This is a genomic window from Streptomyces sp. NPDC004752 (assembly GCF_053601275.1).
In genome coordinates this window covers 1-18,217 of the sequence record NZ_JBSGBN010000020.1, presented here as the reverse complement: position 1 = coordinate 18,217, position 18,217 = coordinate 1, and the positions used below count along the sequence as shown (strand labels likewise).

The 18,217-nt window shown below is 71.3% G+C and carries 13 protein-coding genes; 7 read left to right on the top strand and 6 right to left on the bottom strand.

Annotation, left to right across the window (positions count from 1 at the left end):
* Positions 1-106: 106 nt before the first annotated feature.
* Entirely contained in the window at positions 107-1,468 is a 1,362-nt protein-coding gene (locus ACWEKM_RS11150) for a glutamine synthetase family protein (RefSeq protein ID WP_451620890.1), read from the bottom strand.
* Between the two features lie 452 nt (positions 1,469-1,920).
* Here ACWEKM_RS11150 and ACWEKM_RS11145 point away from each other — a divergent pair, with 452 nt between their 5' ends.
* The 4 genes from ACWEKM_RS11145 to ACWEKM_RS11130 all read left to right on the top strand — a co-directional run bounded on the left by ACWEKM_RS11145 (position 1,921) and on the right by ACWEKM_RS11130 (position 7,294).
* Entirely contained in the window at positions 1,921-2,595 is a 675-nt protein-coding gene (locus tag ACWEKM_RS11145; RefSeq protein ID WP_451620889.1) for a DUF3105 domain-containing protein, read from the top strand.
* A 10-nt stretch (positions 2,596-2,605) separates the two neighbouring features.
* Positions 2,606-3,238 (top strand): DUF305 domain-containing protein, encoded by a 633-nt coding sequence (locus tag ACWEKM_RS11140; protein ID WP_451620888.1) that lies wholly within the window; start codon positions 2,606-2,608, stop codon positions 3,236-3,238.
* 281 nt (positions 3,239-3,519) lie between these two features.
* A complete protein-coding gene (locus ACWEKM_RS11135; RefSeq protein WP_451620887.1) occupies positions 3,520-5,460 on the top strand; it encodes a S53 family peptidase in 1,941 nt (646 codons plus the stop codon).
* An 85-nt stretch (positions 5,461-5,545) separates the two neighbouring features.
* Positions 5,546-7,294 carry an NAD+ synthase gene (locus ACWEKM_RS11130; RefSeq protein ID WP_451620886.1) on the top strand — a complete coding sequence of 583 codons (1,749 nt, stop codon included), beginning with the start codon at positions 5,546-5,548 and terminating at the stop codon, positions 7,292-7,294.
* A 243-nt stretch (positions 7,295-7,537) separates the two neighbouring features.
* On the opposite strand, the gene ACWEKM_RS11125 is transcribed toward ACWEKM_RS11130, so the two are convergent.
* The 4 genes from ACWEKM_RS11125 to ACWEKM_RS11110 all read right to left on the bottom strand — a co-directional run bounded on the left by ACWEKM_RS11125 (position 7,538) and on the right by ACWEKM_RS11110 (position 12,416).
* Positions 7,538-8,755, bottom strand: coding sequence for an MFS transporter (locus ACWEKM_RS11125; RefSeq protein ID WP_451620885.1), 1,218 nt, complete (start codon positions 8,753-8,755; stop codon positions 7,538-7,540).
* Positions 8,756-8,843: 88 nt separating this feature from the next.
* On the bottom strand, positions 8,844-9,890 hold the full coding sequence (locus tag ACWEKM_RS11120) for an endonuclease/exonuclease/phosphatase family protein (RefSeq protein WP_451620884.1): 1,047 nt from the start codon (positions 9,888-9,890) through the stop codon (positions 8,844-8,846).
* A 205-nt stretch (positions 9,891-10,095) separates the two neighbouring features.
* A complete protein-coding gene (locus tag ACWEKM_RS11115) occupies positions 10,096-10,737 on the bottom strand; it encodes a TetR/AcrR family transcriptional regulator (RefSeq protein WP_451620883.1) in 642 nt (213 codons plus the stop codon).
* A gap of 89 nt (positions 10,738-10,826) precedes the next feature.
* Positions 10,827-12,416: an MFS transporter gene (locus ACWEKM_RS11110; protein WP_451620882.1), complete on the bottom strand. Its 1,590-nt coding sequence runs from the start codon at positions 12,414-12,416 to the stop codon at positions 10,827-10,829.
* A gap of 213 nt (positions 12,417-12,629) precedes the next feature.
* On the opposite strand from ACWEKM_RS11110, the gene panB reads away from it, so the two are divergent.
* The 3 genes from panB to ACWEKM_RS11095 all read left to right on the top strand — a co-directional run bounded on the left by panB (position 12,630) and on the right by ACWEKM_RS11095 (position 15,645).
* Positions 12,630-13,496: a 3-methyl-2-oxobutanoate hydroxymethyltransferase gene (panB, locus tag ACWEKM_RS11105; protein WP_451620881.1), complete on the top strand. Its 867-nt coding sequence runs from the start codon at positions 12,630-12,632 to the stop codon at positions 13,494-13,496.
* Positions 13,497-13,804: 308 nt separating this feature from the next.
* Positions 13,805-14,830, top strand: a complete 1,026-nt coding sequence (locus ACWEKM_RS11100) for an ATP-binding cassette domain-containing protein (protein WP_451620880.1) — start codon at positions 13,805-13,807, stop codon at positions 14,828-14,830.
* Entirely contained in the window at positions 14,827-15,645 is an 819-nt protein-coding gene (locus ACWEKM_RS11095) for an ABC transporter permease (protein ID WP_451620879.1), read from the top strand. Before ACWEKM_RS11100 ends, ACWEKM_RS11095 begins: the two co-directional genes overlap by 4 nt.
* A gap of 28 nt (positions 15,646-15,673) precedes the next feature.
* On the opposite strand, the gene ACWEKM_RS11090 is transcribed toward ACWEKM_RS11095, so the two are convergent.
* Positions 15,674-18,217: ATP-binding protein (locus tag ACWEKM_RS11090; protein ID WP_451620878.1), on the bottom strand; the 2,544-nt coding region annotated here is incomplete at its 5' end.

Sequence of the window (18,217 nt, the reverse complement as noted above, 5' to 3'; positions counted from 1 at the left end):
GGACGGCCCAGAAACGGCCCAGGGCCAGTGAGACGCCATGGTGCCGACGGTCCTCGACCGTCGGCACCATCCGCCGAGTCAGCGGGAAACCCGCCCTGACCTGCTACTACAGCACCGGCAGGTTCTTCCGCAGCTCGAACGCCGTGACCTCCGAGCGGTACTCGTGCCACTCCGCGCGCTTGTTGCGCAGGAAGAAGTCGAAGACGTGTTCGCCGAGGGTCTCGGCGACCAGGTCGCTGCGCTCCATCAGGGTCAGGGCCTCGCCGAGGTTCTGGGGCAGCGGCTCGATGCCCATGGCGCGGCGCTCGGCGTCGGAGAGGGCCCAGACGTCGTCCTCGGCGCCCGGCGGCAGCTCGTAGCCCTCCTCGATGCCCTTGAGGCCGGCGGCCAACAGGACGGCGTAGGCCAGGTACGGGTTCGCGCCCGAGTCGAGGGAGCGGACCTCCACGCGCGCGGAGCCCGTCTTGCCCGGCTTGTACATCGGCACCCGGACCAGGGCCGAGCGGTTGTTGTGGCCCCAGCAGATGTACGAGGGGGCCTCACCGCCTGCGCCCGCCGTGCGCTCGGAGCCGCCCCAGATGCGCTTGTAGGAGTTGACCCACTGATTGGTGACCGCCGAGAGTTCCGCCGCGTGCCGGAGCAGGCCCGCGATGAAGGAGCGGCCGACCTTGGAGAGCTGGTACTCCGATCCGGACTCGTAGAACGCGTTCCGGTCGCCCTCGAAGAGGGAGAGGTGGGTGTGCATACCGGAGCCGGGGTGCTCGCTGAACGGCTTCGGCATGAACGTCGCCTGCACCCCCTGTTCCAGCGCGACCTGCTTCATGACCAGCCGGAACGTCATGACGTTGTCGGCCGTGGAGAGCGCGTCGGCGTAGCGCAGGTCGATCTCCTGCTGGCCGGGGGCGCCCTCGTGGTGGGAGAACTCGACGGAGATGCCCATCGACTCCAGCATGGTGATCGCCTGGCGGCGGAAGTCCATGCCGACGTTGGTCGGGGTGTGGTCGAAGTAGCCGGAGTTGTCGGCGGGGGTGGGGCGGGTTCCATCCAGCGGGCGGTCCTTCAGCAGGAAGAACTCGATCTCCGGGTGGGTGTAGAAGGTGAAGCCCAGGTCGGAGGTGCGGGCCAGGGCGCGCTTGAGCACATACCGGGGGTCGGCGAAGGACGGGGAGCCGTCCGGCATGAGGATGTCGCAGAACATCCGGGCCGTGCCGGGGGTCTCGGCCCGCCAGGGCAGCACCTGGAAGGTGGACGGGTCCGGCTTGGCGATCATGTCGGACTCGTAGACCCGGGCGAAGCCCTCGATGGCGGAGCCGTCGAAGCCGATGCCCTCGTCGAATGCCTGCTCCAGTTCGGCGGGGGCCACGGCGACGGACTTGAGGAAGCCCAGCACGTCCGTGAACCACAGGCGTACGAACCGGATGTCGCGCTCCTCCAAGGTCCGGAGCACGAACTCCTGCTGCTTGTCCATCTTCCGCTTCCCCATCCTTGCTGGTCAGGCCGCCTTTCCCCGGTGCCACCGGAGGCGGTCGGGCACCTGAGCATCCCACCACAACACCGTTTCATGCGCGTTGCGGACCTTGATCGCCCGGCCGACCTCGCAGGGAACGCGCCGGGGCCGGCAGATGTACTGCTCTGTCGCCCATCTTGCCCGTCCGGACCGCCATCCGTAATGGCAGATCCCTGGCCGATCCCTGCTCGATCCCGATCGTTCCCGCCCGTTTTGGTGTGCGTCTTGGTGCGCGTCGCCGAGGCGGCGGGTGCGCGCGCTTCGATTCCCCGGCGTCCCCCTCGATTCCGGCGCCCCTCCCTACGACTCGATTCCCGTGCCCTCCCTACGGCGCGCGACCCCCGCCCATTACGATCAGCGAGCGCCACCTCCGCACCACGCCCCCGCCCCTTTCCCCCAGAAGGACACGCCTCATGGGTTCCGCCAAGAACAGAAGCAGCGTGGCACGCAAGGCCCGCATAGCGGAGATGCAGCGGGCCGAGCAGGCCCGCGAGCGCCGCAACCGGCTGCTCGTCGTCGCCGCGAGCGTGGTGGTCGTCGCCGGTCTGGTCGTCGGCGGTGTCGTCCTCGTGAACGCGCGGTCCGACTCCAAGGACAGCGCGTCGGACGATTCCAAGGGCGCCGGCGACTCGGGGCACTTCGTCACCGGCGCGGACGGCGTGCGCACCTGGAAGGGCAAGCTGGCGCGCAACCACGTCCAGACGAGCGTGACGTACCCGATGCAACCGCCCGTGGGCGGCAACCACAACCCGGTGTGGCTCAACTGCAACGGCGACGTCTACACCTCGGCCGTGAAGAACGAGAACGCGGTGCACTCGCTGGAGCACGGCGCCGTCTGGGTGACGTACACCGCCGCGGCGAAGAAGGCGGACGTGGACGCGCTCGCGGCCAAGGTGAAGCAGACCCCGTACTCGCTGATGAGCCCGTACGAGGACCAGGCGGCCCCGCTGATGCTGTCGGCCTGGGGCCACCAGGTGACCGTGAAGAGCGCGGACGACCCGATGGTGAACAAGTTCTTCTCGACGTATGTGCAGGGCGAGCAGACGCCCGAGCCGGGTGCCTCGTGCACCGGCGGGACGATGAAGTGAGGGCGGTGCGGTGAAGCGGCACATCGGCTGGGTCGCCGGGGCGGCCGCGGCGGCGCTGGTCGCGGCCGGCGCGATCACCTACGCGGTGGCCGAGGACGGCGGCTCCGGCGCGAGCGCGGCGGCGCCGGGCGCCGAGTCCGCGGACGCCGGGTTCGCGCGGGACATGGCGGTCCACCACCAGCAGGCCGTCGAGATGTCGTACATCGTGCGCGACCGCACGAACGACGAGGAGGTCCGGCGGCTCGCCTACGACATCGCGCAGACGCAGGCCAACCAGCGGGGCATGCTGCTCGGCTGGCTGGACCTGTGGGGGCTGCCGAAGGTGTCGGCGAAGCAGCCGATGACCTGGATGGGCATGGGCGGCATGCCCGCCGGCCAGGACGGCGCGCTGATGCCGGGCATGGCGACCAACACCGAGCTGAACAAGCTGGACACGCTGTCGGGCAAGCGGGCGGAGGTCTTCTACCTCCAGCTCATGACGGACCATCACAAGGGCGGTGTGCACATGGCCGAGGGGTGTGTCGCCCGGTGCACCGTAGGGGTGGAGAAGCGGCTCGCGAAGGGCATGGTCGAGGCGCAGCGGTCCGAGATCACGCTGATGGCCGACATGCTCAAGAAGCGCGGAGCGGCGCCCCGTTCCTGACCGCTCGGGCCTGTCGCCGGATTCCCGTCGTCGTCCGAAGGGCGGCAGGGAATGTAGGGAATGTGACGACAGGCCCCGGTGGACGAAAACCCCAATTCGCCCTGAATGAAGGGTCCTTGGCCTTCTCTTGACCGCCACATTTCCCTGACATGAACAGTTCATCCGGAAGATGACCCCCATCGTGTGATCCATTCGCGGGCCCCTGACCGCCGCGGGCCCCGGTGCGGATCGGCGACGACCGCGACCACTACATGCATGCGAACCGCATCGCAGGGGGTTCTATGAGATCCAACCGCGCCAAGGCGCGCGCCGGTGTGAGCATGGCGGCGACACTGCCGATGCTCGTCGGCGCACTGGCGCTCGGCATACCCGCGGCGCACGCCGCGGACGGCCCGGCCCGGGACACGCTCGCGGGCACCAGGCCCGCGTGGGCCACGGCCACGGCGGACCGGGGCGCCACCCCGGACAGCGCCCGGGTCACGGCCCGGGTGTATCTGGCCGGCCGGGACGCGTCCGGCCTCGCCGCGTACGCGAAGACGGTCTCCGACCCGTCCTCGCCCCGCTACGGCGACTACCTGAGCGCCGCACAGGCACAGGCCCGCTTCGGCGCGACCGCGGCCCAGGTGAAGGCCGTGACCTCGTGGCTGACCTCGGCCGGTCTGAAGGTCACCGACACCACCCGACGCTACATCGCCGTCCGTGGTGATGTGACGGCCGCCGAGAAGGCGTTCGGCACCCGGTTCCACGACTATGCCAAGGGCTCGAAGACCTACCGCGCGCCCGCCCGTGCGGCCTCCGTGCCGCGGGCTCTCGGGGGCGCCGTGCTGACCGTCACGGGCCTGGACAACGCGCCGCACAAGGTCCGTCACCAGGACCAACTGCCGCCGCCGGACGCCGTGTTCAAGAACGCCGGGCCGTTCTCCTCGTACTACGGCTCGAACACCGCGACCACCCTGCCGAGCGCGTACGGCAAGAAGATCCCGTACGCCGTCAAGGGCTACACCGGCAAGCAGCTGCGGGCCGCCTACGGCGCCGGCCGGTACACCGGCAAGGGCGTCCGCGTCGCCATCACCGACGCCTACGCCTCGCCGACCATCGCCCTCGACGCCGCCGCCTACGCGAAGAAGAACGGCGACGCGGCCTGGAAGACCGGCACACTGCGCCAGGTACTGCCGGAGAACTACACGAAGACCGAGGAGTGCGGGGCGGCCGGCTGGTACGGCGAGGAGACCCTGGACGTCGAGGCCGTACACGCGGTCGCGCCGGACGCCTCCCTCACCTATGTGGGCGCCGCGTCCTGCTACGACGACGATCTGCTCGACTCGCTCGGCAAGATCGTCGACAACCACCTGGCCGACATCGTCTCCAACTCCTGGGGCGACATCGAGGCCAACCAGACGCCGGACCTCCAGGCCGCCTACGACCAGGTCTTCCAGCTCGGCGCGGTCCAGGGCATCGGCTTCTACTTCTCCTCCGGCGACGACGGCGACGAGGTCGCGAACACCGGCACCAAGCAGGTCGACACCCCCGCCAACTCGGCGTGGGTGACCGCGGTCGGCGGTACCTCGCTGGCGGTCGGCAAGGGCGAGAAGTACCTGTGGGAGACCGGCTGGGGCACCGAGAAGGCGAACCTGTCCGCGGACGGCGGGAGCTGGACCGACTTCCCCGGCGCGTTCACCTCGGGCGCGGGCGGCGGCACCAGCCGGACCGTGCCCCAGCCCTACTACCAGAAGGGCGTCGTCCCAAACGCGCTCGCCCAGGCCAACAGCGCGGCTCGTAACCGCGTCGTCCCCGACATCGCGGCGGTCGCCGACCCGAACACCGGCTTCCTCGTCGGCCAGACGCAGACCTTCCCGGACGGGTCCGAGCAGTACGCCGAGTACCGCATCGGCGGCACCTCGCTGGCCGCGCCGGTGATCGCGGCCGTGCAGGCGCTGGCCCAGGAGGCGCGCGGCGGCAGGGCGATCGGCTTCGCCAACCCGGCGATCTACGCCACGTACGGCTCGACGGCGTACCACGACGTCACGGACGACCCGACGGGCACCGGTCTGGCGGTCGCCCGCGTCGACTTCGCCAACGGCTACGACGCCGCCGACGGCCTGCTCACCTCGGTCCGCGGCCTCGGCAAGGACAGTTCGCTGAGGGCCGTGCGGGGCTACGACGACGTGACCGGCGTGGGCACGCCCGCGCCCGGCTACGTCCAGTCGTACCGCCGTCACTGATCCCGCGGCCCGGACGGGGGTGGCGTGGGGTGCACCACACTCCGCGCCACCCCCATCGCGTCGCTCTGACGATTACACTGGGCGCGTGCCTCAACTTCGTCTCGCCCTCAACCAGATCGACTCGCGCGTCGGTGACCTCGCCGGAAACACCGAGACGATCCTCCGCTGGACCCGGCACTCCGCCGAGCAGGGAGCGCATCTCGTGGCGTTCCCCGAGATGGCGCTGACCGGATACCCCGTCGAGGACCTGGCTCTCAGATCGTCGTTCGTGGCGGCGTCCCGGGCCGCGCTGCGCTCGCTCGCCGCCCGGCTCGCCGAGGAGGGCTTCGGGGAGCTGCCGGTGATCGTCGGCTACCTGGACCGCAGCGAGAGCGCCCAGCCGAGGTACGGCCAGCCGGCCGGCGCCCCGCAGAACGCGGCGGCGGTGCTGCACCGCGGCGCGGTCGCCCTGACCTTCGCCAAGCACCACCTGCCGAACTACGGCGTCTTCGACGAGTTCCGCTACTTCGTACCCGGCGACACCATGCCGGTGGTACGCGTGCACGGCGTCGATGTCGCCCTGGCCATCTGCGAGGACCTGTGGCAGGACGGCGGCCGGGTGCCCGCCGCGCGCTCGGCGGGCGCGGGCCTGCTGCTGTCCGTCAACGCCTCTCCGTACGAGCGCGACAAGGACGACACCCGCCTTGAGCTGGTCCGCAAGCGTGCCCAGGAGGCGGGTTGCACAACCGCCTACCTGGCCATGATCGGCGGCCAGGACGAGCTGGTCTTCGACGGCGACTCGATCGTCGTCGGCGCCGACGGCGAAGTGATCGCGCGGGCGCCGCAGTTCGCCGAGACCTGTGTGCTGCTGGACCTGGACCTGCCCGCGGCCTCGGCACGGCCGCCGGCCGGCGTGGTGGACGACGGGCTGCGCATCGACCGGGTGATCCTCTCCGAGGACCCGCTGCCCGCCTATCCTCCGGAGCGGACCGGCGACCACGCGGACCGCCTCGGCGACGACGAGGAGGTCTACCAGGCACTGGTGACCGGCCTGCGCGCCTATGTGCGCAAGAACGGCTTCCGGTCCGTGCTGATCGGGCTGTCGGGCGGCATCGACTCGGCGCTGGTCGCGGCGATCGCCTGCGACGCGGTGGGCGCGGAGCATGTGTACGGCGTGTCCATGCCGTCGAAATACTCCTCGGACCACTCCAAGGACGACGCGGCCGAGCTGGCGCGGCGCACCGGGCTCAATTTCCGGACGGTCCCGATCGCCCCCATGTTCGACGCGTACATGGCGTCGGCCGAGCTGACCGGGCTGGCCGAGGAGAACCTTCAGGCGCGGCTGCGCGGCACGCTGCTGATGGCGATCTCCAACCAGGAGGGCCACATCGTGCTGGCGCCCGGCAACAAGTCGGAGCTGGCGGTCGGCTACTCGACGCTGTACGGCGACTCGGTGGGCGCCTACGGCCCCATCAAGGACGTGTACAAGACGTCGGTGTTCCGGCTGGCCGAGTGGCGCAACCGGGCGGCGGCCGAGCGCGGCCGGACGCCGCCGATCCCGGAGAACTCCATCGCCAAGCCGCCGAGCGCCGAGCTGCGCCCCGGCCAGATCGACACCGACTCGCTGCCGGACTACTCGGTCCTGGACGCGATCCTCGATCTGTACGTCGACCACGACCGGGGCGCGGACACGATCGTCGCCGCCGGCTTCGACCCGGAGCTGGTCTCCAGGACGCTGCGGATGGTGGACACGGCGGAGTACAAGCGCCGCCAGTACCCGCCGGGCACGAAGATCTCCGCCAAGGGCTTCGGCAAGGACCGCCGCCTCCCGATCACCAACGGCTGGCGAGAGTAGCCCCGACAGCACCAACGCAGACGGCACCAACGCAGCAGAGGCCGCGCCCCAAAGGGGCGCGGGGAACTGCGCGACCAGCTACAGCGAAGCTGTACCCAACCACGAATGTGCCGCCCCCCAGGGGCGCGGGGAACTGCGCACTCAGCCCCAACGAATCCGCACCCAACCACGAACATGCTGCCCCCTAGGGGCGCGGGGAACTGCGCGACCAGCCACAACGCCCCCCGGCCGACAGCCACGGAGTCAGGGACGTACCGCCTCCTGGTGCTCCGGCACATGGGCCGCGACCAGCCGCTGCCGAGCCGCCGGCAGGCCCCGGCGGCGGTCCACCGCGTATGCCACCGCGGCCACGCCGAGGCCGAGCACCGCAAGCGCCGCCCCGGCGATGGCGGGGGACGTCACGCCGAAGCCCGCGGCCAGGGCCAGGCCGCCGATCCACGCTCCGCCGGCGTTCGCCAGGTTGAAGGCCGCCTGGTTGGCCGAGGACGCCAGGGAGGGGGCCGAGGCCGCCTTCTCCATGACCATCAGCTGCAGCGGGGAGCCCGTGGCGAACGCGGCCGTGCCGAGCAGGACCACCGCAAGCGCCGCGCTCCACTGCGTCCGCATCAGCACCGGGAACAGGGCCAGGACCAGGACCAGCGAGGCGAGTCCGGCGAAGAGCGTGCCGCGCATGGCATGGTCGGCCAGCCGTCCGCCGAGCAGATTGCCCACCGTCGCGCCCACGCCGAACAGCGCCAGCAGCAGCGTCACTTCGGACTCGGCGAACCCGGCGGCGTCCGTGAGCATCGGCGTGACATAGCTGTACGCGGCGAACAGCGCGCCGAAGCCCGCCACGGTCGTACCGAGGGCCAGCCACACCGGCGCCGGACGCAGGGCGGCCAGTTCGCCGCGCAGGCCGGTGGCGGGGGCGTGGGTGTGGTCGTGCGGGATCAGCAGGGCGAGGGAGGCGATCGCCGCCAGGCCGATCACGCTCACCCCGAGGAAGGTCACCCGCCAGCCGAAGTGCTGGCCGGCCAGAGTCGCCGCCGGGACGCCCGCGACATTGGCGACGGTCAGGCCGAGGAACATCAGCGAGACCGAGCGGGCCCGGCGCTCGGGGGCGGCCATGGTCGTCGCGACCACGGCGCCGACGCCGAAGAACGCGCCATGCGGCAGGCCGCTGAGGAACCGGGCGGCCAGCAGGGACTCATGGCCGGGGGCGAGGGCGGACAGCGCGTTGCCCACCACGAACAGGGCCATGAGACCGATGAGGACGGTGCGGCGGGACATCCGCGCGGTGACGGCGGCGAGCAGCGGGGCGCCGATGACGACGCCCAGCGCGTACGCGGAGACCAGATGCCCGGCGGTGGGCAGGGAGACGTGCAGATCGTCCGCGACGTCGGGCAGCAGGCCCATCATCACGAACTCGGTGGTACCGATGCCGAAGGCGCCCACGGCGAGGGCGAGCAGGGCCAGGGGCATGAAAGAGCCTGTGCCTTTCGGGGAAGGGAGTGGAGCAGCTTATGTTCGATCTCGGAACAAAGCGTGACAGGCTCAGTATTCCTGCGGGTTAAGCGGACGTGTCGAGCGTTACACGGGCCGCCACCGGGAGGTGGTCGCTGCCCGTCCTCGGCAGCGTCCACGAACTGTCCGGTTCGACCCCCTTCACCATGATCTGGTCGATCCGCGCCATCGGGAACGACGCCGGCCAGCTGAACCCGAACCCGCTGCCCGCCGCGCCCTGCGTGGAGCGCAGCTGGGAGGTGACGGCGTTGAGCGAGCGGTCGTTCATCGTGCCGTTCAGGTCGCCGAGCAGCACGACCCGTCGCAGCGTCTCGTCGGCGATCGCCTCACCCAGCGCGTCGGCGCTCTTGTCCCGCTGCCGGGCGGTGAACCCGGACGCCATCTTCACCCGCACCGAGGGCAGATGGGCGACGTACACCGCGACCTGTCCGTCGGGCGCCGCGATCGTGGCGCGCATGGCGCGCTGCCAGCCCAGCTTGATGTCGACGGCACGGACCGCGGTCATCGGGTACTTGCTCCACAGCCCGACGGTGCCGACGACCGAGTGGTACTTGTACGTCGGGGCCAGCGCCTTCTCGTAGACCGGGACGGCGGACGCCTTCAGTTCCTCCAGCGCCAGCACGTCCGCGCCGGAGGCGGCCACCTCGCGGGCGGTGCCGGACGGGTCCGGGTTGTCGGCGTTGACATTGTGTGTCGCGACCACCAGGTCGCCGCCGGCGGCCGACCGCTCGGTGAGCAGCCCACCGAAGAGGTTCAGCCACACCACCAACGGCAGCACCAGCATGATCAGCGCGGTCGCCGACCGGCGGACCAGGCCGAGGACCAGCAGGACCGGGATGAGCAGGCCCAGCCAGGGCAGGAAGGTCTCGGTGAGGCTGCCGAGGTTGCCCACGGTGTTGGGGATGCGCGAGTGCAGCAGCATCACCAGGGCGAGGAGCAGGGCGAGCACGGCGAGGACGATGCCACGGCGCCAGATGCCCCGGTCCCGCCAGCCGTCGCGCAGCCGGAGCAGCAGGCGCCGGAACCGGGAGCCCCGCTGCTCGGGTCCCGAGCCGCCGTTGTCCGTTTCCGTCATGTATGCCTGCTGCGCCATACCGTCGCCTCACCACTTGCTGTGCACACCGTCGTCCCCCTGGGTTACGACCCTAGGGGATGATCGGCCCCGTTCCCGCCGTCCCATGACGGCCGTACGGAAGTCGAGGACGAACGGGCGGGCGCCCGGAGTTCCGGCGGTTCCGGGGGCGGGTGTGGACTGTGACGAAACGCGCACATTCGGGCCGTGCACCGGGCGTTTCGGGCTAGGCGCCCGGCGTGCCGACGGACGTACTGACGGGCCGTAGGCCGGCCAGCGCGGTGTCGACGATCTGCTCCGCGAGACCGTCCGGGAGCTCCATGTCGGGGCGCATCACGGAGCGGACGAGCATGGGGCCGACGAACATGTCATTGGCCAGTTCGAGGTCGATGTCCGGGCGGAGTTCGCCGTTGCGCTGCCCGCGGCGCAGGATCTCCAGGCCCTGCTCGCGCCGGGGTCTTATCACGCAGGCGTGGTAGGCGGCCCAGATCTTGGGGCTGCTCTTCATCTGCACGTGCACGTTGTGCAGGATCGCCGAGGAGCGGCTGGCCAGGCTGCGCAGGCGCAGCGCTTCGAGCAGCACGACCAGGTCGTCGCGCATGGAGGTGCCGGGGAGTTCGGGGTCGGGGGGCTCGGCGGCGCGCATGACGTCGACGAACAGTTCCTCCTTGCCGCTCCAGCGGCGGTAGATGGTGGCCTTGCCCACGCCGGCCGTGCGGGCGATCCGCTCGATGGACAGCTCGGCAAGGGGCACGCCGTCCTCCAGGAGCTTCATCACGCCCTCCAGGATGGCGCGTTCCACTGCTTCGCTGCGCGGCCGACCCCGGGCGGGACCGTACGACTGCGGGCGACTGTCGGCAAGGCTCACGTCACTCCGTCCTTTCGCTGTGCTGCGGGAATTGTCCCGCAGCGGCCTCCTCCCCCCGTGCTGCCTCTCCGGACGCGCGCTCGGACCGTTCAGTCCGCGGCGGCGACCAACTCCTTGTCCCGCTCGCCCTCCTGACCGGCCGGCGGCCGACCCGGCAGGAAGAGCGCCACCACCACCGCGCCGAGCAGCGCGACACCGGTTCCGCACAGCGCGGTGACGTGCATGGCATGCAGGAACGCGTCGTTGGCGGGGCCGATCAGCGCCTTGCCCTGCGGGCCGAGCCGGGCGGCGACGCCGAGGGTGGACTCGATGGACTCGGCCGCGGTGTCCCGCAGCCCGGCCGGCACCGGCCCCAGCTTGCCCTCGATGCCGTCGCGGTACGCGGCGGACAGCACCGAGCCGAGTACGGCGATGCCGAGGGCGCCGCCGACCTGCCGGAAGGTGTTGCTCAGCGCGGAGGCGGAGCCGGCCTTCTCGCGCGGCAGGGCCTGCATGATGACGACGGAGGTCGGCGTCATGATGTGCGCCATACCGGTGCCCATCAGGAAGAAGACCAGTTCCAGCAGCCAGATCGGGGTGTCCGCCTCGAAGGTGGCGAAGACGGCCAGGGTCGCGGCGATCAGGAGCAGCCCGGCCGTGGTGGTGGCCCGGTTGCCGAACCGCTCGACGACCAGCCGGGCGCGCGGCGCGAAGATCATCTGCGCGGCGGCCAGCGGCAGCATCAGCACGCCGGACTCCAGCGGCGAGTAGCCGCGCACGCTCTGGGTGTAGAAGACGCCGAAGAACGTCACGCCCATCAGCGCGAAGAAGACCAGCGCGATGGCGCTCATGGCGGCCGAGAAGACCTTGTTCTTGAAGTACGTGACGTCGAGGGACGGGTGGTCGCTGCGCTTCTCGAAGAGGACGAAGGCGACCAGGACGGCGAGCCCGGCGGCGATGGTGGCCAGCACGCTCGGGTCGGTGAAGTCGGCGAGTTCACCGCCCTTGATGATGCCGTAGACGAGCAGGACCAGGCCGACGACGGAGAGCACGACGCCGACGGGGTCGACGCGGCCGGGCTTCGGGTCGCGCGAGTCGGGCACGAGCCAGACCATCAGCACGACCGCGAGGATCACGATCGGCACGTTGACGAAGAAGACGGAGCCCCACCAGAAGTGGTCGAGCAGCGCGCCGCCGGTGATCGGGCCGATGGCGATGGCGAGTCCGACGCCGCCCGCCCAGACACCGATGGCCTTGGGCTGCTCCTCGCGCTCGAAGACGTTCATCAGCACGGCGAGGGTGGCGGGCATGACGAAGGCGGCGCCGAGCGCCATGAGCGCGCGGTAGGCGATGAGTTCGCCCGGGGAGCCGGACTCGGCGGCCAGGGCCGAGCCGATGCCGAACACGACGAGGCCGCCGAGCAGGACCTTCTTGCGGCCGATCCGGTCGCCGAGCAGGCCCGCGGTGAACAGCAGGCCGGCGAAGACGAGGGTGTAGGAGTTGATGGCCCACTCGATCTCGCCCTGGGTGGCGCCCAGCCCGGTGGGCGCGGGCATGGAGATCGTCTTGACCGCGACGTTCAGGATCGAGTTGTCCAGCACCACGATCAGCAGGCTCAGCATGAGGACGCCGAGGATGGCCCAACGGCGCCGGTGCACCTCTTCGGGTATCCGGGAGGCGGGTACGGCAGGAGTTGTCATGGCAACGAGCCTAGGACCATTCCGATACGGAACCGTCTCGTATCTTAATATCTTTACCCAGACCTTACCCGGCAGGCCGTGACGGGACGTCGGCCCCCGGATGCCGGACGGATCACCCGGGTCCCCTGGCCGTCCCTGGCACGAGGTGCCACCATGGAGACGATCCGGAGACGCCGTCAGGGCGCTTCGAGATGACCTGAAGGAGCCGTTGCAATGACGCAGCTTTCGGCTGCCCGAACCAAGCCCTCCGACGGCAGCAAGGCGCTGTACGGGGGCAAGGGCACGCGCCGCATCACCGTCCGCGACATCACCCTCGCCAAGGAGCGGGGTGAGAAGTGGCCCATGCTCACCGCCTACGACGCCATGACCGCGTCCGTCTTCGACGAGGCCGGCATCCCGGTGATGCTGGTCGGCGACTCGGCGGGCAACTGCCACCTCGGGTACGAGACGACCGTACCCGTCACCCTCGACGAGATGACCATGCTGTCGGCCGCGGTCGTGCGCGGCACCCAGCGCGCCCTGATCGTGGGCGACCTGCCCTTCGGCTCCTACCAGGAGGGCCCGGTGCAGGCGTTGCGCTCGGCGACCCGGCTGGTGAAGGAGGCCGGGGTCGGCGCCGTCAAGCTGGAGGGCGGCGAACGCTCGCACGAACAGATCCGGCTGCTGGTGGAGTCCGGCATCCCGGTCATGGCCCACATCGGCCTGACCCCGCAGTCCGTGCACTCCATGGGCTACCGGGTGCAGGGGCGCGGCGAGGAGGCGGCCCAGCAACTGCTGCGCGACGCGAAGGCCGTGCAGGACGCGGGCGCGTTCGCGGTGGTGCTGGAGCTGGTACCGGCGGAGCTGGCGGCCGAGGTGACCCGGGTGCTGCACATCCCGACCGTCGGCATCGGCGCCGGACCCGAGACGGACGCACAGGTGCTGGTGTGGACCGACATGCTGGGCCTGACCGGCGGCCGGGTCCCGAAGTTCGTGAAGCAGTACGCCGATCTGCGTGCGGTCATGGGCGACGCGGCCAGGGCCTTCGCCGAGGATGTCATCGGCGGAACGTTCCCCCAGGAGGAGCACTCCGTCCATTAGGCGTGGGCGTCCGGTCGTAGGCGTCTGGGCCGTTGGGATTCTGGTCGTAGGCGTCTGGCCGTAGGCGGCCGGTCATAGGCATACAGCCCCGCGCCCCTTCGGGGGCGGGGCCCTTGGACCATTTCGGCAACACCCAGGACAGGCCCGCCGATCCTCCCCCGTCGGCGGGTCTGTCCTTTGCGCCTGAACCGGCGCCGCTCTCGCGGGTGTGGTTGCTGCGGTTTCGTCGGCGGCTGTATGGGGGCGGGCCGCCGGGTTGTCGGTCGCCTGTAGGTCGTTTGTCGGTGGGGGGTGGCACTGTCGACGGCATGACACGAAACGACAACAAGCCCAGCGGCCGTGGCGACGCCGTGACCGTGCGGGGGCTGGTCAAGCACTACGGCGAGACCAAGGCGCTGGACGGCGTGGACCTGGATGTGCGTGAGGGCACCGTGATGGGTGTGCTCGGGCCGAACGGGGCCGGCAAGACCACCCTCGTTCGGATCCTGTCCACCCTGCTGGCCCCCGACGCCGGCCAGGCGACCGTCGCCGGCTACGACGTCGTACGCCAGCCCCGGCAGCTGCGCCGGGTGATCGGGCTGACCGGGCAGTACGCCTCGGTGGACGAGAAGCTGCCGGGCTGGGAGAACCTGTACATGATCGGGCGGCTGCTCGATCTGCCCCGCAAGGAGGCCCGCGCCCGCGCCGACGAACTGCTGGAGCGGTTCTCGCTGACGGACGCCGCCAAGCGGCCCGCGGCCACCTACTCCGGCGGCATGCGGCGCCGGCTCGACCTGGCCGCCTCGATGATCGGCCGGCCCGAGGTGCTCTACCTGGACGAGCCGACGACCGGTCTCGACCCCCGGACCCGCAACGAGGTGTGGGACGAGGTCAAGGCCATGGTCGGGGACGGCGTCACCGTCCTGCTGACCACCCAGTACATGGAGGAGGCCGAACAGCTCGCCTCCGAGCTGACCGTCGTGGACCGCGGGAAGGTCATCGCGAACGGCGGCATCGAGGAACTGAAGGCGAAGGTCGGCGGACGCACACTGCGGGTACGGCCCGCGGACCCGCTGGAGCTGCGCCCACTCGCCGGGATGCTCGACGAACTGGGCATCACCGGGCTCGCCGCGTCGACCGTGGACAGCGAGGCCAACAGCCTGCTGGTGCCGATCCTCAGCGACGAGCAGCTGACCGCCGTGGTCGGCGCGGTCACCGCGCGCGGCATCACCATCTCCTCGATCACCACCGAACTGCCCAGCCTGGACGAGGTGTTCCTGTCGCTCACCGGCCACCGCGCCAGTGCCCCGCAGGACCCCGCGCCCGCCGACACCCGCCAGGAGGTCGCCGTATGAGCGCCACCACCGCCACCGCCACGGCTTCCGCCGACGCCCGTATCCCGCTGCGCGGCCATCTGCGCCACACCGGGGCCCTGATCCGCCGCAATCTGCTGTGGATCCGGCAGGACCCGGAGTCGATGTTCGACGCGCTGCTGATGCCGATCGTCTTCACCCTGCTGTTCGTCTACGTCTTCGGCGGCTCGATCGGACAGGCCCTGGGCGGCGGCCAGGACGGGTATGTGCAGTATGTGATCCCCGGCATGATCGCGATGATGAGCATGACGCTGTCCCAGGGCGTCGGCACCGGCTTCAGCCAGGACTTCAACTCCGGTGTCATGGACCGCTTCCGGTCGCTGCCCATCGGGCGCGGCTCGGTGCTGTTCGCGAAGATCTCGGTGGAGCTGGCGCGGATGCTGTTCGCGACGGCCGTGCTGATGGTCGTGGCCGTCCTGGTCGGTTTCCACATCGACCACTGGGGCGGGCTGTTCGCGGCGGTGGGACTGTCCGCGGCGTTCGCCTCGTCCATCATGTGGGTGTTCCTCACCCTGGGCGTGGTCCTGAAGAACGCGCAGTCCGTGCAGGCGATGGGCTTCCTGGTGCTGTTCCCGTTGCAGTTCGGCTCGTCGATCTTCGCGCCGACCCAGTCGATGCCGGGCTGGCTCCAGGCGTTCACCGACTACAACCCGCTGTCCACGCTCGCGGACGCGGCCCGTGGACTGATGGTGGGCGGTCCGGTCGCCCACGACCTGTGGATCACGCTGGCCTGGTCGGCGGCCATCACGGCGGTGATGGCCCCGGTCGCGATCCACAAGTTCCGCACCAAGAGCTGACGCGCCGGGCTCCGGTCCGGGGCACGGGTCAGACCAGGGCGGTGGCCTCCACGAGGGAGAGGCCGCCGCCCTCCGCGTACGCGGCCTCGTAGGCCGCCGCGTCGAGCACCGCCCGGATCGCGTCCAGGGCTCGCCCGCGCCCCGCGCGCTCCATGCCGGGCGCGAAATGACCGGCGGGCAGCAGCGCGTCGGCGGCCCCCAGACAGCGGGCGGCGTCCACGGCACGGCTGCCGCCGTCGACACGGGCCAGGGACAGCGCGGCGATGGTCAGATAACTGGACGGCAGCTGCGGGATGACGGCCTGGGCGAGCGGTTCGGCGCACTGCCGCAGCGATGCGCGGATCTTGTCCAGGGCCTCCTCGTGCCGGTCGTCGACGGCGTCCACCCATGCCTCCTGGCCCAGGATCATGGTGTCGAAGACGATAAAGCTCGCGACCTTGTACTCCGCACGCAGTAACCGGAGTTGCTCGCGCGCCTCGACGGTGCGGCCGTCCACGGCGAGCCAGCCCGCGAGGAAGAGCCGGGCGGCGGGCAGCGCCTCGTTGGTGACGCCGTCCTTGCGGGCGAGCACCTCCCGCAGCAGCCGCTCGCCGCGTTCCGGCTCGCCCGCTTCGAGGAACACGCCGCCGAGCCGGGCCGAGAGCACCGCCACCTGGGCGCGGGCGCCGAGGAGTTCGGCGTGCTCGATGGCCGCCGTGTAGTCGGCCGCGGCGGCGCCGAACTCGCCCTTGCGTTCATGGGCCTCACCGCGCGCGGACAGTGCCTCGGCGGTGCCCCAGTCGTCCCCGAGGCGCCGGTAGATCTCCAGGGCCTCGTCGGCGTCACGCGCCGCGTCGCCCGCCCAGGCGGTGCGGTTGGCGCGCATGTTGGCGCGGAGCTGGAGGGTGCTGGCGAGGTTCCAGTCGTAGCCCGGCGTCTGTCGGCAGGTGCGTACACAGGCGTCGAGGATCGTGTGCAGCCGCTCGATGTCGCCGGTCAGGACCACGGCGTAGAACCAGATCATCCCGGGCGCGTGGCAGGTCTGCGGGAGGCCCGGCTCGTAGGTCCGGGCGATGGCGCGCAGCTTCGCCTGGGCCTCGGGGGTCTTCAGGGCGTCCGCCTCGGTCTCCAGGCCGGCCAGATGGGCGAGGTGGACACCGCGGCGGGCCTCGGCGAGGAGTTCGCCGGTCAGCGGGGGCGGGGTGTCGGTGCAGCGCTGCCAGACCGGCTGGGCCCGGCGGACGGGTTCGCCGAACGGGTCGGGGCCGAGGGCCATGACCTCGCTGCACCAGTGCCGGGCCTCCCCGCGCAGATCGCGCATCTGCCAGTACCAGACCAGGGAGAGGACCAGGCTGAGGCCCTCCTGTTCATCGCGCGCGGCGACCGCGTGGCGCAGGGCGGTGCGCAGGTTCTCGTACTCCAGCTCCAGCCGTTGGATGGCCGCGCGCTGGCCGGGGCCGCGCAGCAACGGGTCGGTGGTGCGGGCGAGTTCGCGGTAGTACGTCAGATGGTCGCGTTCGGCCTGCGCGCGCTGTCCGGCCTGTTCCAGCCGTTCGGTCGCGTACTCGGCGACGGTCTCCAGCAGCCGGTAGCGCATGGCGCCGTCGGAGGCCGGGGCCGCCACCACGAGGGACTTGTCGACGAGGGAGCCGAGCGCGTCGAGGGCGACCGGGCCGCAGACGGCCTCGGCGGCGGCGAGGTCGCAGCCGCCCGCGAAGACCGACAGGCGGCGCAGCACATCCCGCTCGTCCTCGTCCAGCAGGTCCCAGGACCAGTCGACCACGGCCCGCAGGGTCTGCTGGCGGGGCCGTACGGTGCGGCTGCCGGAGGTGAGCAGCCGGAAGCGGTCGTCCAGCCGGTGCACGATCTGACGAGGCGTCATCAGACGTAGCCGGGCGGCGGCCAGCTCGATGGCGAGGGGCAGTCCGTCGAGACGCCGGCAGATCTCGGCGCAGGCCGCCGCGGTCTCCTCGTCGGCCTCGACACGGAAGCCGGGCCGGGCCGCGGCGCCCCGGTCGGCGAGCAGCCGCAGCGCGGCCGGTTCCGGCAGCGGCTGCACGGGGCGCACCAACTCGCCCGGCACGCCGAGGGGTTCGCGGCTGGTGGCCAGCACGGTCAGCTCGGGGCAGCGCTCCAGGAGCCGGGCCGCCAGTTGGGCCGCCGCGTCCACGACGTGCTCGCAGTTGTCGAGGACGATCAGCATGCGGCGCCCGCCGCAGTGCTCGACCAGCCGGTCGACGGGGTCGGCGTGCCGGTCGCCGACGGCCCGCATGCTCTCGGCGCCGGCGCCGTGCAGCACGGTCTCACGGGCGCCGATCGCGGTGAGCACGGCCTCCGGTACAGCGTCCGGGTCGTCCACGGGCGCCAGCTCGGCCAGCCACACCCCGTCCGGGGTGGTGTGCCGCGTGCTCTCGGCGGCCTCCAGCGACAGCCGGGTCTTGCCGGCCCCGCCGGGCCCGAGCAGGGTGACGAGCCGGGCCGCCGCGAGGTCCCCGCGGATCGTCGCGATGTCGCCTTCCCGCCCGACGAAGGAGGTGAGCCGGGCGGGCAGGTTCCCGGGGGCCGGCGGGCCGCCGCGCCCGTCGGACGGGCC

What these genes read in the sequence shown, in the direction of transcription:
- ACWEKM_RS11150 (WP_451620890.1), bottom strand. Translation starts at nt 1,468, where the DNA reads ATGGACAAGCAGCAGGAGTTCGTGCTCCGGACCTTGGAGGAGCGCGAC.
- ACWEKM_RS11145 (WP_451620889.1), top strand. Translation starts at nt 1,921, where the DNA reads ATGGGTTCCGCCAAGAACAGAAGCAGCGTGGCACGCAAGGCCCGCATA.
- ACWEKM_RS11135 (WP_451620887.1), top strand. Translation starts at nt 3,520, where the DNA reads ATGAGATCCAACCGCGCCAAGGCGCGCGCCGGTGTGAGCATGGCGGCG.
- ACWEKM_RS11125 (WP_451620885.1), bottom strand. Translation starts at nt 8,755, where the DNA reads ATGCCCCTGGCCCTGCTCGCCCTCGCCGTGGGCGCCTTCGGCATCGGT.
- ACWEKM_RS11120 (WP_451620884.1), bottom strand. Translation starts at nt 9,890, where the DNA reads ATGGCGCAGCAGGCATACATGACGGAAACGGACAACGGCGGCTCGGGA.
- ACWEKM_RS11110 (WP_451620882.1), bottom strand. Translation starts at nt 12,416, where the DNA reads ATGACAACTCCTGCCGTACCCGCCTCCCGGATACCCGAAGAGGTGCAC.
- panB (WP_451620881.1), top strand. Translation starts at nt 12,630, where the DNA reads ATGACGCAGCTTTCGGCTGCCCGAACCAAGCCCTCCGACGGCAGCAAG.
- ACWEKM_RS11100 (WP_451620880.1), top strand. Translation starts at nt 13,805, where the DNA reads ATGACACGAAACGACAACAAGCCCAGCGGCCGTGGCGACGCCGTGACC.
- ACWEKM_RS11095 (WP_451620879.1), top strand. Translation starts at nt 14,827, where the DNA reads ATGAGCGCCACCACCGCCACCGCCACGGCTTCCGCCGACGCCCGTATC.